This is a genomic window from Vibrio sp. HB236076, assembly GCF_040957575.1.
Taxonomy (GTDB): domain Bacteria; phylum Pseudomonadota; class Gammaproteobacteria; order Enterobacterales; family Vibrionaceae; genus Vibrio.
In genome coordinates this window covers 2727342-2743559 of the sequence record NZ_CP162601.1, presented here as the reverse complement: position 1 = coordinate 2743559, position 16218 = coordinate 2727342, and the positions used below count along the sequence as shown (strand labels likewise).

The following is a 16218-nucleotide window of genomic DNA, read 5'->3' as shown; positions in this document are numbered from 1 at the left end:
TGTCATTATGCAGAGCCAGTAAAAAAATGTAAAATAAAGGCCACTCAATTTTGCCTAATGATGACGATAATCGTATGACCAATGCCAACTCTAAGCCTGCGAAAGGGATCACGCGACTGATTAAAGCAACCGGCTATTCTTTTCAAGGCTTATACGCCGCGTTTCGCTACGAAGCGGCGATACGCCAAGAGGTCAACCTGTTGCTGATCGCGATTCCTGTATTGCTCGTGTTCGATTTTACTTATCTTGAACGATTGATGTTACTGGGAACGGTGATCTTGGTGTTGATTGTTGAGCTGCTCAACTCTGCGATTGAGGCGGTGGTCGACCGAGTTGGCGTCGAGCGTCATGAACTCAGTGGCCGCGCCAAAGACATCGGCTCCGCTGCGGTGTTTGTCTCCTTACTTTTCGCGGTGATCACATGGGCGACCATTTTTTATCATCACTTCTTTTTATAATTTTTCGTATCTAGGGATCACAGATTGATGAATGTACCGGCTCAAATCGATATTGCCGGTGGTAAAATAATTTACCACCCAGATTTTACTCAACACCCCATCGAGCAAGTGTTCGATGCCCAGTATTGGCGTGAGCAAGATGCCATCGTTGGCAGCGCGCAAGGGCGAGGCACGACGTGGTTTGTTGATGCGGGAGTAGAGCAGGCTGCACTTCGTCATTATTTACGCGGTGGGTTATTTGGCAAAATAGTGCGCGATCACTATTGGTTTGTGTCTTGGCCTAAGACTCGCAGTTTCGCCGAATTTGATTTGTTACTCACGTTGCGTTCTCATGGCGTTAACGTGCCTAAACCCTTGGCAGCGAGAGCAGTAAAATCGGGTTTTGTCTATCAAGCGGATATTTTGACAGAGCGAATTGCCGATGCTGAAGACTTGGTCTCGATTTTACAGAAACGGCCAATTAGCGCGGAGTTGTATCAAAAAATAGGCCGAGAGATTGCAAAAATGCATCAAGCTGGTGTCGACCACACGGATCTGAACATCCACAATATTTTGATCGATAAAGATGAAAAAGTTTGGATTATTGATTTTGATAAGTGTGTTAAGCGCAATGATAGCGGTTGGCAAGAAAAAAATTTAGAACGCTTAAAACGATCATTTATCAAAGAAAAGACAAAACAGACGCTTTACTTAAAAGGTAAAGATATAGATAATTTCTTTCATGAATACGATCAGTTGAAATTATAATGGATTTAATTTAGCTTTTATGAAAAAGATAGCCGTCTTCGTACCACACCGGGCTCAGTTCGGTAATATCACTACACAGCTCCCCTTATTCTGTGCTTTAAAAACGAGATTCCCTAAAAGTGAAATTACAGTTTTTACAAAGTCAAATAACAGTAATTTATTCCTCAATTGTAACTTGGTAAATAAAGTTATTAATTATAAGGAGTGGAGTACTGTTAAGTTGGTTTTTGAATTTAACAAGTGTCACTTTGATTCGGTTTTTAATATTTATTCAGGATCAGAAAGAATACATCTAGTCTGTATGTTATCTAATGTTAAGAACAAGTTCTCATTCAGCTCTTTAGGGTTTATTAAATGGTTTAATAACTACCAAGTGTTTCTTGACTCTAAAAAGGGGAAGCAATATATCGCTAATAATAACCTTGAGCTAGCAAATGTAGCTCTGGGAACTGATTATGATACTCGTGTTATTGGCATGTTGGGGATTGAAGCATTAGAATTAAATAAAAAAGAAACATTGACAATCGTACCTTGCGGCGGCGCAGGAGCCTTTAAAATATGGCCATTAGAGCACTTTTTGTCAGCGGTAAAAAAGATTGTTTTAGATAACGAATGTATTAAAAAAATATGCGTCGTCTTAGGGCCACAAGAATCCGACAAGCAACAACAAATAGAGCGTGAGCTTGAAGGGATGAATTTAGACATTCGTGTATCACCTAAAATTTCAGATCTAGTTGATATTGCAAAACAATCTCGATTGGTCATTTCCAATGATTGTGGGCCATGCCACATCTTTCAGATGATGAAATCACCGATGCTTATGATTTGGGGTTGGACTCATTGTCCGAAGACCCCGAAATCACCGTATCATGTTCTGACTGAGTGGTATCATTGTTATGATGATTCTTGGTGTGTGTTTCCTGCCGAAGATCAAAAAGATATCGCATCAATACCTGTTGAAAGGGTCGTTTCTGTCGCAAACATGCAGTTAACTAGAAGTTAGTTTGCTTTTGCTTACATCTTTTTCTTTAATTTATAAGCGTCTAAAATTACTTGATAATTTTCTTCCATGATGGCTTCTACGTCGAGTTTCATTACTGACTCTCGACACTGCTGAGGAAGGTCTTTGGGTTGATTTTGCACCCATTTTATCATCGCATTTGTAAGCTCTTCTGTTGTAAAGCCTGTGCCAAGAATTGTACTTACATTTTCATTCATAACCTCTTTGGCTCCACAGTCTTGGGTTGTGATGACCGGACAACCAGAAGATAATGCTTCTATTGCAGTAAAACCAAAGGGTTCATACTTTGTGGGGAATACATAGCAATCAGCAAGGGCAAAATAGTGTTCGGGGTTCTCTTGTTTTCCCAGGAAGAAACATCGCTTATCAATACCAAGAGTCTGAGCCAATTGATGATATTTTTCAGGATTAGATTCATTACCCACAATGACCAGATTTGCGTCGAAAGGTAGGTTAGAAAAAGCATTTAAGGTAGGCTCTAACCCTTTTCTGTTGTAGCCTGACCCTAAAAACAAAAAGGTGGGCAAGTTGGCGTTTGTGATGCCGATTTTCTTTTTGATATTGTCTGTTTCTTTTTGATATTGTCTTCTGTCAAACCTGTTTGTGTCGACTGCATTATGGATAGTGATTAGTTTCTCATGAGGAACACTATAGTCAGCTTGAATTTCATGAGTGCTTTTATAAGAATTTGAAATTACATATAAATTATCATTTTCGGATAAGGCCTTACGCTCAATGTACATAGAAACTCTATCACGTAATGTTGGCTTTTTCGCCTTTCTTAAGTCGACGATGTGTTTACGGGTACCTCCCCCCACTCTGATAAGATCGTGTGTCCACGTCTTCCCTAGTGCATAAACTATGTCATAATCGCTGTGTTTGATGTGTTTTTCTACCGCTTTCGCAAAACGATAAACACGATGTGCTTTACCGATACTGAGAGGCTTGAGTACTTGAAACTTGATTTTGGGGTGACTAGGCTCTTCATGAGTACGGCAAATAATAGTGACATCTTCGCCTTTTTCGCAGAGGTACTTGGCAATTTGGTTCAGAAAGAGTTCTGTTCCACCGACTTTTGCATGACGCATGTGTACTAGTGCTATTTTCATGAGATTACTTATTTACAGTATTAAAACATATAAAATACTACATTTCGAACATACTTCATAGTTTTCTGTTCGAGTTGTTAAGTAATGTTGTTTTATATATTTCCAATTTAGTAACATAAAGATATTTTAAAAATTTGCAATATAACCGCTGTCGTTATAATTTTACTTTTACTTCACATTTTGTGTTGGTGTTAATAATATAATTAAAATTCTAACCAAGATGATAAAATATAGGCTGTTTAATAATGAGTGATGATATATATATTCCCTTTAACAAAGCTCCAGTTACAGGGAAAGAAATTTCTTATATTACTGACGCTATCGACAGTATGAAGTTAAGCGGTGATAGGTTCTTTGGGCTTGAGTGTCAAACCTGGTTTGAGAAAAAATTAGGAGTAAAGAAAGCTCTCATTACACCATCTTGTACTCATGCATTAGAACTCGCAGCTATATTGCTTAATATAGGTGAAGGCGACGAGGTTATAATACCAAGCTATACCTTTGTCAGTACAGCTAATCCTTTTTTACTCAGAGGAGCAAAAATAATATTTGTTGATATAAGAAAAGATACAATGAATATTGATGAAAGTTTAATAGAAAATGCTATAACAAAAAATACAAAAGTAATCGTCCCTGTTCATTATGCCGGTATATCATGTGAAATGGATACTATAATGGATATTGCAAACCGACATGGTTTATTTGTTGTTGAAGATGCCGCACAAGGGGTTAATTCATTTTATAAAGGTAAACCTCTAGGTACTATTGGGCATCTTTCTGCATTTAGCTTTCATGAAACAAAAAATTATACTAGTGGTGGGGAAGGAGGATTGCTTCTCATTAATGATGAAAGCTTTATTCAAAGAGCTGAAATAATTAGGGAAAAAGGAACCAATAGAAGTCAGTTCTTTAGAGGTATGGTTGATAAATATAGTTGGGTCGATGTTGGTAGCTCATACTTGCCATCTGAGATCCAATCGGCATATCTAATGGCACAACTAGAATTTTATGACATTATTAATGACAGAAGAAAGACCATATGGAATAAATACTATAAAGAACTATCGGACTTACATGAACAAGGATTAGTTGAATTACCTATATGTCCTAAAGAGTGTATTCACAATGCTCATATGTTTTATATTAAGTTAAAAAATATAGAAGAAAGAACGACACTAATAGATTTCCTAAAAGAAAAAGGCATTGTGGCTGTTTTTCACTACATACCATTGCATTCATCTGAGAAAGGCTGTAAGTCTAGCCTCTTTTATGGAAGTGATATCAATACAACAACTGAAAGCGAAAGGTTACTTAGGCTACCTCTTTTTTATAATATGACTGATAGTGAATTAGATTATGTAATTTCTAACTTACACAAATTCTTTAAAGGTGATTATGAGTAAAAAATTAGTTCTACATATTGGTAATATAGATAAGTTTGTATATCCTTTTATAGAATTTAACAAAGAAAATGCCAATTCAAACAATCACCTTTATTACTTTTATGGTTTTGATAAGCGTCTTGATGGCTTTCCTGATGTTGTTCAGTGCAATGGAAAAGGGAAACTAAGGAATTTACGAAAGTTTTATTTCTATTTGAAGTTTTTAAATTATTTAATAAAGTCTGATATTGTTATTCTACATTCGACCAACAATAAAATTTTTAATTTTATTATTTACATGCTTCCCCAAAAATATGCAAAGAAGTGTAAGTGGATAGTTTGGGGAGGTGATCTTCATAATGCTCAGATTTATCCAGAATTACAAAAAACGGTTCCAGAAATTATAAAAAGAAAAATAATCCCACTTTTTTCATCAATAGCAACTGTCTCTAAGGGGAATTTTCAGTTAGCAATGAAAAACTATGGGGCAAAAGGTAGATTTGTACCGTGTTTTTCATATCCAACAAATATACCACCAAAAATTGAATCATCTAATAAAATAAATAGTAAACCAAATATACTTATTGGGAATTCAGCAGATCCTATAAATAATCATGAAGAGATTTTTAATAGATTATTGAAAGATAATAAAGTCTCAGATATTGGGAATGTTTTTTGTCCACTTAGTTATGGGGATAAGAAATATGCTAAACATATAATGACGTTAGGATCTAACTTGTTTGGAAATAAATTTCATGGTTTAACTGAACTGATGCCAATAAAAGAGTATCATAAATTACTATCCGAAGTTGATATAGCTATATTTAATCATAAAAGGCCACAAGCTTTAGGGAATATAATTTCTTTGTTAGGCTTGGGGAAAAAGGTATATGTTTTTTCAGGAACAACTCAATGGGACTTTTTTAATAGCTTGAATTTGGATGTTCTAGATGTCAATGAAATTAATCTTGATGACGAGATAGATGTTCAGAAAAATAAAGAAATAATATATAATTACTTTTCAAAAGAAAATTTGGTTTCGCAGTTAAATGACCTTTATAACTCTTAAGTTAAAAGTGTAAATCGTGTCTAACTTACTTATTATTAATCAAAAAGTAAGTTAGATTTTTTATTCTTATTGGGGTTAAATTGATTTGTTTTGCTCTTTTATTATAGTGATTATATCATTTAAATTATCGTTACGTACTAATAATTTAGAGCAAGAAAATCGTTCGTTACTTGATAAAACGCTGCCGTTATAGTGTTTGTTGAGAGTGTAGGATAAACTTTGTACACCAGGTCTTGTATTTATTTTTTTGAAGCTTTCATCAAATTGATAGTACACTAGTGAACTGATGTTGTTATTCTCTTTTACTTTTATACTATTTAAATCGATGTTTTTTCCTAAACTAGAAAGTAAAGTTAAAGATAAATAGTCTATTCCAGTATGCGATTCTACTAAAAATGCACCTATAAAATCGCCTCCCATACGAGAGCCTATTTCAATTATTGATATATTACCATCTTCTTTTAATTTTATTTCGCTATGTGAAGGGCCAAACTCTACATCTAATGAATTTAAAGCCTTAATTATTACATTTTCAATTAATTTATATTCATTATTTGTTATTCTTGCTGGAGCCAGGTGAGCAGTTTCAATGTAATTAGGATAACCAGAAGTGAATTTTTCTGTCACTTGTAAAATCTTATGTTTACCAAGTGAAGATATAGTTTCTACACTAAACTCACGACCAGAAATATACTCTTCTATTAAAACATTATCGGTAAACGAGACGCTCTGGCTATATGTAATTGCTTTCTCTATCTCTTTGAATGAATTTACTTTAGTAATTCCTCGGCTTCCTGATCTATCTATAGGTTTTACAATTAAAGGGAAATTGCATTCATCTTCAACTATGTCATTAATATTTTTGACTAGATTAAATCTTGGAATAGGTAACGAATTTTTTAAAAGCTGCTTACGCATGAGAAATTTATCTGTTGTGTACTCAATACAACTTTTGGAAAGAGCTTTCAAACCTAGTTCTCTGGCAACCCAGTGTACAGTTATATTGGCAAGATCTGATGCAATACTACATATAGCACTTATTTTAATTTCCCTACATTTTTCTAATATTTTTTCTTTTTCGGTAATACTTATTTTATAAAAGTAATTAGCTATATCTTCCCCAGGCTCTCCGCCTCCCCAAGAAAAAACGTGTGTTTCATATCCCAGAGTATTAGCCTTTAATATTAAGTCTGTTTGGAATTCATTTGCACCGATAATAGCGATTTTATTCATAACCCTAAAAGCTCTCTATTTATTGTTTTATCAAGAGGTAGTGTGGATCTATTTAATTCGTATTGAATATTTTCTTTTGAACTCGTGTAATTGCTTTTAAACTCTTTTCTTTTTATTTCAAATGGTTCGGTAAATTCCAGTATTATTTTTTCTTTAGAGTCTAATTTGGATGTTTTGTATTCCATTGCTTCCATTTCTTTAAAGCAAATAGCCTCGACATACTCTCTTACTTTAATTGGTAATACCTTTTTATAATTTCCAATTACACTAGAATCAAAAGCTTTCTTTTGGCCGAATGACGAGTTGCTCTTCCATTCTTGTTCATTTAATTTTTTAATTAGTATTTCAAATGGTAATTTTTCAATATCAAGAAAAGAATATATTTTTTCCAAGCTGTCTTTGGGGTCTAATAGTAAATCTTCCATTTTTATCGTGAGTAGGTTTTTGTTGTCTTTTAAATACTGACTTATTAAGACACTTTTCCTCCAATTTTTCAGGTCAAATAAGATAGGCCTTTCTAAGCCTGTATGCTCAAAGCCATTACCAAAAGACATAGACGATAAAACATCTCTAGGATCTCTTATTATATTAATACATTTTATGTTTTTTTCTGTAAGATAAGGTAAAAACTCTTCTGCTAGGACTTCTTTTAATCCATTTTTTTTATCAAAATCCGATGTTTTCAATGAATCAAGGAAGTTATTTTTATTGAGCCATTTTGTGATATTTTCTAAGTTGTAATGTTCGTTTGGTGAGTAATGGCTTAATAAATGATATTTGTTTATACCCAAGTTTTCATGAAAAGATTTAACCTCATTTAGAAATAAGCTTGTTTTATTTTGATATGAAACATTTAACTCTGGATGTTGATCTAAAGACTTCTGTAATAGTGTTGTTCCAGATCTCATCATTCCTGTTAAAAACAAATCCATAATATTCCTTTTTTGCTTGGATATTTTATTTTTCCTTCAGTATTTAATTGGATTTTATACAATGAAAGGATGGGTTTATATTGTTGTGGTGGAAAGTTAAATATTATTAATGCTATTATAAATAGCGTTGCTTTTTAATTCTTTTTTTATATCTAATCGTTCTCGATTTAATGTTTTTATAATTGAATGTGAAAGATCTGAATTATGGTTAATTACACTGACTATATTAAATGCCTTAAGCTCTTCCACAATATCTTGAAAATTATAATAGCTCGGGCCTGTGATGACGGGCAATCCCAATGCGGCCGGCTCTAACACATTATGACCACCCACTTTATCGCCTAGCAAACTGCCGCCCATAAAGCACACATCTGCTGCTCCCATCATCACGAGCATTTCACCCATGGTATCACCGAGGTAGACTTGAACATCACTGCATGGCGCCGAGGTAGACTCGGTGCGTCGCTTTGTCTGAAAGCCCAACTGCTCACAAAGCTCGTAAACATCGTTGAAACGTTCGGGGTGGCGAGGCACTAAAATGAGCAGAGCATCAGGGTGTGTGTTTAAAACCTGTTGATGCGCGGCTAATACTTGTTCATCCTCGCCTTTGTGAGTGCTTGCTGCCACCCAAATGGGGCGATGGTCACCGAGCTGTTGTTTAAGCGCTTTGGCTTGTTGTTTGTCTTGGTCACTAACTTGAATATCGTATTTGATTGACCCGGTAATGATAAGCTTGGCTTTCTCTACCCCTAATTGCTCAAATCGCTTGGCATCAGACTCAGTTTGGCACAGTACCTTTGTTAAGCAAGGGTGTAATAGATTAAACAATGGTTGAACTTTGGCGTAATTGCGGCGCGATTTTTCAGACAGGCGAGCATTGACCACCGTAATCGGGATACCTGCTTTGTGAACCGTATAGAGTGTATTGGGCCAAAGCTCGGTTTCTATAATCAACAATTTTTCGGGTCGGATGATGTTAACAAAACGCTTTACAGCAAAGGTAAAATCAATCGGCATATAGCGATGTTCAACCAATTCACCCAACTTGGCAATTTGCTCTGCACCGGTACTTGTCGTGGTGGTGACAAGGATACTTTGTTGCGGGTTTTGTTTTTTTAGTTCTTTAATTAACGGGGTTGCAGCAATACTTTCGCCCACAGACACCGCGTGAATCCAAATCGGTTTATCCTTGTTTGCCAATGGCTCTATGGCACCAAAATGCTCTTTCCACCGCTTGCCAAACGAAGGTTTATTCTCCTTAGGTCGATACAGGCCATAAAGAAAAAATGGTGCAACTAAGGCAAGCAACAAAGAGTAAACCAATCTGATTAGCATATTTTGATCTCTAACGAATCCATTTGATTGATCGCGTCCAACACCTTTTGTGGTGATAACTCTTTTAAACACTTTAAATGCCCAAGGGGACATTCGCGTTTAAAGCAAGGGCGACAATCGATATCGGTGTGTACCATGGCCACTTTTTCGGCCAGCGGCGGTGTGTATTGCGGTGAGGTTGAGCCGTATACCGCAACCACTTTACATCCGACGGCGGCGGCAACGTGCATCAGGCCAGAGTCATTGCTGATCACAATATCGCAAGCACTGAGTAGATCAACGGCCTCAATGAGACTTGTCTGCCCTGCAAGGATGTAAGCATGGGATTGCAAGTCCTTATCGATTCTGTCTTTGATATTTTGGCACGCTTCGACATCTTTACCAGAGCCGAACAGCCATACTTGCTTACCCGATTTAATCATCTCTTGAGCGACAGCGGCATAGTGTTCGGCTGGCCATTTTTTGGCAGGACCGAATTCGGCGCCGGGACACAAGCCGATGGTCTCTCTGTCCGCATCCAGATGGAATTTATTGATGGTGTGTAAACGGGTTTGAGCATCGATGGACAAACGCGGCCTTGGCAAGGTGTCTAATCCGCCAAGTGAGGATGAGTCTTGCATGGCTTGCTTAGGATGAGCAAGGGCGACATAGCGCTCGACCATGTACTGGAATGACTTTTTATTGGGACGCAAGTCATTGAGTAGCCCATAGCGAAACTCGCCTTTCCAACCGGTGCGTTTAGGAATGCCGGCAAACCAAGGGATCAACGCCGATTTGGCAGAGTTGGGCAAAACAAAGGCGTGTTGATAACCTTGATCTTTAAGCTCTTTACCAATCGCTCGGCGGCCGAGAAAATTAAATTCACCGTGACCGAGAGGCATTTCAATCGCTTGATTGACTTCAGGCATACGCTCTAAGATCGGCTTACACCAACCCGGTGCGATCACATCAATTTGCGCTTGTGGGTATTGCTGTTTTAAGGTGATATACAATGATTGAGACATCACCATATCACCGACCCAAGATGGGCCAATAATAAGAATTTTCATAGCGGAGCCGTGGCCTTTAAATGCTGCTTATGATTGTTGTTGGCGTATTTGCGTTCGGTATTCTTTGTAAATATTACGCCCGTCTTGGCGCGTTTTAAAAAATTGCAAATTCCACATGTATTGCTCGGGGTGTTGTGCCACTTGTTGTTCGATAAACGCGTTCATGGCTCTGGCATCGACATGATCATCCCCGGTAGGGTAACCCTCCCACGGTGGAAAAATATGCACAATAAATTGACCACTATCGGCATCAAAGCACGTGAAGGTAGGCACAATATAGCCCTTACTGATTTTGGTCAGCTTACCTATTCCGGGTAACGTCGCTTTTGGCTGACCGAAAAAATCGACAAAAATACTGCTGTCACGCCCATGGTCTTGGTCAGGTAAATAGTATCCTAAAAACCCTTCTTTGACCGACTTTAAGAAATGTTTAATCCCGTCGCTGCGCTCGTGAATACGGCCGCCATATTGCAGGCGTTGGCGATTCATGAGCCAATCTGCCACTGGGTTTTTTTGTTTTTTCACCATGGCGGCAACGGGCAAATCTCTCGATGCTAACAACACGGGCAATACGTCAATGCCCCAAGTATGAGGCGCGAGCAAAATGACTTTTTCACCTTGTTGTTTTAACGACTCTAAGTGCTCTAAACCAATGATTTCAGTGTTTTTATCGAGATATTGCCGGCTGCGTAAGCTCAATCTTGGAAAGCGCATCAAAAACGTGCCTGCCGTGGTTAAGCACTGCTCAGCAATAGCCATTTTTTCGCTGTCTGATTTGTCACCAAAGGCGGTGTCCAAGTTGACCTTAAGGCTGACCGCGGCCTTGCTGTCTTTGCGCTTGGTTAATATAAACCGAGCAGCACGGCGAGCGATTCCTCGGTGAAACTTTAGTGGCAGTAGGGAAAAGGGCAGGGCAACAATGAGGGCGCCCCATACCCCCCAAAAGCGCGGTTTGAGAAAATGCCACTGAAAACGAGGAAGGTAGGTGCGATTAGTCGGTTTAAGCATAGTGATAAAAATGCCTTACAATAAAGGTATCGCCATCTCAATCCTATCGGGGTCGCGATGGCGATAAAGGATGTTAAACAAAGCGCTCGGGGTTAGTTCAAAATCGCCATATATTCGGCCACGCCTTCGGCGACGGTTTTGAACTCGACATCACAGCCTGCCGCTCTGAGTTTGGTGGTGTCGGCTTGGGTGTATTCTTGGTACGCGCCTTTTAGATGGTCTGGGAAAGGAATGGTTTCAATTTCGCCTTTGCCGTGATGTTTGATCACCGCCTTAGCAACTTCTTCAAATGACTCTGCGTTGCCTGTCCCACAGTTGAAAATACCGGACACGCCGTTTTCAAAGAACCACAGGTTGACTTTGCATACATCACCGACATAAATAAAGTCGCGCTTAAAGCCTTCACTGCCTGCAAACAGCTTTGGATTCTCGCCTTGGTTCATCTGGTTGTTTAAGTGGAAAGCCACCGAGGCCATGCTGCCCTTGTGTTGCTCTCTCGGTCCATAGACATTGAAGTAACGAAAACCGGTAATTTGCGATAGGGTTTCACCGTGATCTTCGGCGTCTTGCCACAAGCGGCGTACGTAATTATCAAATTGTTGTTTCGAGTAACCGTACACGTTTAACGCGCCTTCGTATTGAGGCTCTTCAATAAAGGTCTCGGTTTCGCCATAGGTTGCCGCCGATGACGCGTACAAGAATGGGATGCTGCGGTCTAAGCAGTAGTGTAACAGCTCTTTGGAATACTCGTAGTTGTTGAGCATCATGTATTTGCCATCCCACTCGGTGGTGGCAGAGCAAGCGCCTTCATGAAAAACGGCTTCGATGGGGCCAAAGTCATCACCGGCCATGATCTGAGTGAGAAAATCATCGCGATCCATGTAATCGGTGATATCGAGATCGACGAGGTTTTTGAACTTTTTGCCGTCTTTTAAGTGATCAACGACGAGGATGTCATTGATGCCTTGTTGGTTTAATGCTTTGATGAGGTTGCTGCCAATCATGCCAGCGCCGCCGGTTACGATGATCATACTTGTTTTCCACTAACTTGAAATAAGCTTGATTTTAACAGAAAAAAGGCCGTTGTTGCGAGATTAAGCAACGCCGGCCGGTCAAAATTGTGTGTTGGGAATTTTAAACTCTCAACAACGCGCGCTTGTGGCGTGCCTAATTAACCTCATCAATGTATCTAAGGTATGCATTTCTCAAACGCTGAGTGTGATTGAGGAAATACTGCTCGCCGTAACGGGCACGGTTAAAATAAGTCCGCTCAACATTGTGTTGGAAAGTGAGATCGCCGCCCAGTCCAGTGTTCAACAAGTTTTGATCATCGCCAATACGGGTCTGAATATTCAACCGGTACTGATCAATCCCTCGCAGCTGCACGTAACCCGGTGACATTGAGCGCCAGAAATTAAACGGAAATTCGATACCTAAACTCAAAAATTGCTCGTTGTCGTCACCGTCTTTGGGCGTGGAGGACAAATAGCTCGCATAGACATTGACATCGCCAAACCTGTGATTGGTGGTGATGTCAAAGCCTTGATCGCCTTGCCAATATTCACCACCGCGCACTCGTAACTGCCAGTCCCATTTCGGAATCGAGTAAAGGTAGCTCGCCAAAGCCGGTGTTTTCGCTTCCTCATCGTCATGGTCACGATGCGAAAAATGGCTGTATTCTGCACCAAAGGCGTGACGGCCGCTCGGTGAAAACCACATCCCTTGATATTTAAAGCCGTAGTAATCGTTCAGTACTTTACCACCGGATAATTGCGACATAATGCCCCACGGCCAGCGCCAAGCCTGATGAATCAACACGCGGTCCACCTGGTTTTCAAATTGGCCATCGGCGTAATAACCGTCTCCTTGATAATCATCGCTGTTGTCGAGTGGGGTAAAATGGCGAATATCAAGCGCAAAACCTGGCCATAACGGCGTGTAGAGATTGGTCGCGAGCGCCAAAGAGTAATCGAGTACGCCGTATTCGGTGGCAATCGCGTAGCGAGTACTGGGAGATATAATCACCTGACTTCGACCCAGGCCAGCGCGCTGACGCTCGGTTAACCACTGAGTGTCGGTGAACGGATTTGACGAGAATTGAGTATCAAAACTCAATCCTCTACAGGGTTGACCTGAATGGATAAACTCTCGATAACAGCGACTCGATACCTCAATCACAGAGGTGGCAATGCCGTTGTTGAGATTGACGAGCTGAAACGTATCATTGCCCAGTTGTAAATCATTCACCGCCTGAGCACCGAAGTGGCTGGAGATGAGTCCCAGTGCGACGCCAAAACCATCGACTTGATTGCGGTAGTAGCGGCGATTCTCTAATGCAATGATCAACTGGTTATTTTTTTTCCCCACGCGCACATTGACAAAGCCTTCCTGAATGAGGGCTTGTTGTAAAGCGGTAATCGAGGCGCTCTCTGCGCCGTGTTGAGCAATGGCAATTTTCTCTTCTAAAGTGTGGTTGTCTTTAAGAGAGGTCGGTCTCGAGGTGTAGTCACTCCACAAAGGCATGGCCAATTGGGCTAACCACAGGTCCTGCTCGCTGTTGTCGTAGGAGCTATAAAGCTGATAGGCCAAAGACGCTTTCAAATCCCAGGGCATGAGTTCGTCTGGCGTAAAGAGTTTGACACTGGCATTGGTTTCTACCGCGTCGTATTCGGCGCTCAATTGTAAAAATGACCAAGGTTGATACTCAAGACCGCCAAACGCGCCATCCATCGTCCCTGTGGTCATGTCTGATTGCCCGTAGCCCAAGCTCATTCTCAGCGGTATCGCTTGCCACTCATAATCTGCCACAGCATAACGGGTTTCAAAGAAATTGAGGGCGCCTTCAAAGTCTTGGACACCAAGAGCAAAATGTAAGCCATCCACTTGGTAAAAATTAGGCAATTGGTACTTAAAGGAAATAGACAGATCGCGCAAACCGCCATCTGGATCGGTAAATAAATTGTTGTCATAGGTTTTGGTCACCACTCGACCGTTCGCCTCCAATCCCGAAAATACCCCAAGGGTAAAATTGAGCGTATCTAGGGTTGAGATCTGACCTTGGTAAGGCACGCCTTGCCCATAGTAAAAACTCAGATTGCCCGTGTCGGTGACCTGAGCGTTTGGGGTTAACACTAACCCGGTAAACGCCTGATTAGACGGTAAAGACTCGACGTCGGCATAACTGAAAGAAGACAGTAAAATAAACGGTAAATACGGCAGTGCTTTTCTCATTGAATCATCCCTGGCTAAATGCACTCTTGTTATTGTGTGGTGATAGATTGGGTCGTAACGGCTGGTCTCGACTCAGGCTGATTGATCAGTGCCTGCTCTTTTTTCGTCAGCTGGGTAGGGGGATTGGTGTTGAGTTGGCAAAACGAAAGACACCCCACGCAGTGAGGTGTCTTGGCGACGTCAGTTAATCTATGCTCAACCAACCCATTTATCCGGCCTAAGCCCCGGTGCTGCCGCCTGATGAGCCCGAGCCAGAACCTGTTCCGCCCGTGGCATCGTCGTCATCGTCATCATCATCACCGTCGACCGGTGTGGCGGTTTCTGTTGAAGCAGAGACGTCCGCGACTAGATCCGCATTGTCGTCTGCATCAAAATCACTGTCCGATAGAGCCGCGACATATTCATCATCATCAAGAATGCCCGTCACATCGACATACACATCGTCAAAGTCGATACTGTCGTCCGCGACAATCAGATCAGAAAGGTTGGACGTCACCGTGGTGATATCCGTCACGTCGGTAATCGAACCCGTGGCGAGGACATCAGATAACACCTGGGTTGTCGCAACCAATTTTTTGTACAGCGATGCACCGGCTTCTGATTTGACCGTGGCAAACGCCGCTGCGGGGTTGGTCAACAGCTCGTCTAAAGTCACATAAGTACCGACAATAGAGCCAAGACCAAGGGCGGTGATGATCTCAGAGCCTGCTGACTCATTGTAATCGACACCATCACCGAGGTAGTTGGCAATGAGAGTGGTGATTGGCGTGGCTGCGCCGCCGTTTTTGGCCAAACCACGAGGAATTTTGTAGCTGACATTCGACATGGACTTGCCGTTTGAGGTGTCAACCGCGTTGCCGTCAGAATCGGCAAACTCAACCACACAAGAGCCAGGTAAAGCGGTAAAAGAAAGGTTACTGGTAAAACCAAAGCCATCGCTATTGGTTTCTGTCAAAGTGCCTTGATCGGTCTGCACGCCGTCATCGTCGTAACAAATAAATGTCCCTTCAAAACCACTGATTGCGCCATCATAGGCCTGAATACTAGATGATGAAGTACTATCACTGCCACAGCCCGCCAACACGGCTGCGCCAACACACGTTGCTAAAAGTTTATATTTCACAGTCTAACTCCACTTATCATTAAGGTAACGATCTATTGAGAAATCCAATTTCAAAACGCTGTGTACAACGTCGCCAAACATATTCATTTAACAAATGTTAAGTTTCATATCGATGACGGTTTTGCTGATATAAAATAATGTGATGAGTTGAGCTCTTCCTTGAACACCGATTGGAGTTAGAGTGCGCCCACCACACAGGTATAAATCAATGGGGAAAGGGTACGCTTACTTGTCCATTGTTATAAGCAAAAGTGCATAAGCACTCGTTATAAATCTAGACTGGTACAAAAGATTTGGCAATGAAATTGTTGAAAATATACCAAACTGATTCAGTCTGTGATCAATGATAGTGTAGGAACAAAGCTTGAGTACAACACAAGAAAGGAATCTAAGTTGTTATCATTCCAATGATTTTATTAACGGCGAGATCGAGTTTTTAACCCGCTAAGGTGACCTGCGATTGAGTTAGGTTGGTATGAAACTCACCGGATTCAATAGAAAGTAAATGAGACCACAAGCCC

The 16218-nt window shown here is 40.5% G+C and carries 14 protein-coding genes; 5 read left to right on the top strand and 9 right to left on the bottom strand.

The genetic code is table 11. The annotated features are described in order from the left end of the window. The first annotated feature begins 74 nt into the window (after positions 1 to 74). Genes AB0763_RS12050 through AB0763_RS12040 form a run of 3 tightly spaced genes read left to right on the top strand, consistent with a single transcriptional unit; the run spans position 75 to position 2208 of the window. Positions 75 to 458 (top strand): diacylglycerol kinase, encoded by a 384-nt coding sequence (locus AB0763_RS12050; RefSeq protein ID WP_306102015.1) that lies wholly within the window; start codon positions 75 to 77, stop codon positions 456 to 458. A gap of 27 nt (positions 459 to 485) precedes the next feature. Further along, the gene (locus AB0763_RS12045; RefSeq protein WP_306102014.1) at positions 486 to 1205 is read left to right on the top strand and encodes a 3-deoxy-D-manno-octulosonic acid kinase; all 720 of its coding nucleotides are present in this window, start codon (positions 486 to 488) and stop codon (positions 1203 to 1205) included. Positions 1206 to 1224: 19 nt separating this feature from the next. Then, positions 1225 to 2208: a glycosyltransferase family 9 protein gene (locus AB0763_RS12040; protein ID WP_306102013.1), complete on the top strand. Its 984-nt coding sequence runs from the start codon at positions 1225 to 1227 to the stop codon at positions 2206 to 2208. A gap of 11 nt (positions 2209 to 2219) precedes the next feature. Here the strand turns inward: AB0763_RS12040 and AB0763_RS12035 are convergent, their stop codons facing one another. Then, positions 2220 to 3335, bottom strand: a complete 1116-nt coding sequence (locus AB0763_RS12035; protein WP_306102012.1) for a glycosyltransferase family 4 protein — start codon at positions 3333 to 3335, stop codon at positions 2220 to 2222. Positions 3336 to 3580: 245 nt separating this feature from the next. On the opposite strand from AB0763_RS12035, the gene rffA reads away from it, so the two are divergent. After that, positions 3581 to 4738: a dTDP-4-amino-4,6-dideoxygalactose transaminase gene (gene rffA / locus AB0763_RS12030; protein ID WP_306102011.1), complete on the top strand. Its 1158-nt coding sequence runs from the start codon at positions 3581 to 3583 to the stop codon at positions 4736 to 4738. Continuing rightward, on the top strand, positions 4731 to 5786 hold the full coding sequence (locus AB0763_RS12025; RefSeq protein ID WP_306102010.1) for a TDP-N-acetylfucosamine:lipid II N-acetylfucosaminyltransferase: 1056 nt from the start codon (positions 4731 to 4733) through the stop codon (positions 5784 to 5786). The genes rffA and AB0763_RS12025 overlap by 8 nt, the downstream gene beginning before the upstream one ends. 75 nt (positions 5787 to 5861) lie before the next feature. On the opposite strand, the gene AB0763_RS12020 is transcribed toward AB0763_RS12025, so the two are convergent. The 8 genes from AB0763_RS12020 to AB0763_RS11985 all read right to left on the bottom strand — a co-directional run bounded on the left by AB0763_RS12020 (position 5862) and on the right by AB0763_RS11985 (position 15697). Next, positions 5862 to 7019 (bottom strand): acetyl-CoA carboxylase biotin carboxylase subunit family protein, encoded by a 1158-nt coding sequence (locus tag AB0763_RS12020; protein WP_306102009.1) that lies wholly within the window; start codon positions 7017 to 7019, stop codon positions 5862 to 5864. Next, on the bottom strand, positions 7016 to 7951 hold the full coding sequence (locus tag AB0763_RS12015) for a sulfotransferase (RefSeq protein ID WP_306102008.1): 936 nt from the start codon (positions 7949 to 7951) through the stop codon (positions 7016 to 7018). The genes AB0763_RS12020 and AB0763_RS12015 overlap by 4 nt, the downstream gene beginning before the upstream one ends. 96 nt (positions 7952 to 8047) lie before the next feature. Further along, positions 8048 to 9286 carry a lipid IV(A) 3-deoxy-D-manno-octulosonic acid transferase gene (gene waaA / locus AB0763_RS12010; protein WP_306102007.1) on the bottom strand — a complete coding sequence of 413 codons (1239 nt, stop codon included), beginning with the start codon at positions 9284 to 9286 and terminating at the stop codon, positions 8048 to 8050. Continuing rightward, positions 9280 to 10335: a lipopolysaccharide heptosyltransferase II gene (gene waaF, locus AB0763_RS12005; protein ID WP_306102006.1), complete on the bottom strand. Its 1056-nt coding sequence runs from the start codon at positions 10333 to 10335 to the stop codon at positions 9280 to 9282. The genes waaA and waaF overlap by 7 nt, the downstream gene beginning before the upstream one ends. A 27-nt stretch (positions 10336 to 10362) precedes the next feature. Next, a complete protein-coding gene (locus tag AB0763_RS12000; protein WP_306102005.1) occupies positions 10363 to 11343 on the bottom strand; it encodes a lipid A biosynthesis (KDO)2-(lauroyl)-lipid IVA acyltransferase in 981 nt (326 codons plus the stop codon). A 92-nt stretch (positions 11344 to 11435) separates the two neighbouring features. Further along, entirely contained in the window at positions 11436 to 12374 is a 939-nt protein-coding gene (gene rfaD / locus AB0763_RS11995) for an ADP-glyceromanno-heptose 6-epimerase (RefSeq protein ID WP_306102004.1), read from the bottom strand. Between the two features lie 136 nt (positions 12375 to 12510). After that, positions 12511 to 14574: a YjbH domain-containing protein gene (locus AB0763_RS11990; RefSeq protein ID WP_306102003.1), complete on the bottom strand. Its 2064-nt coding sequence runs from the start codon at positions 14572 to 14574 to the stop codon at positions 12511 to 12513. 217 nt (positions 14575 to 14791) lie between these two features. Next, entirely contained in the window at positions 14792 to 15697 is a 906-nt protein-coding gene (locus AB0763_RS11985; protein ID WP_306102002.1) for a hypothetical protein, read from the bottom strand. Between the last annotated feature and the right edge of the window lie 521 nt (positions 15698 to 16218).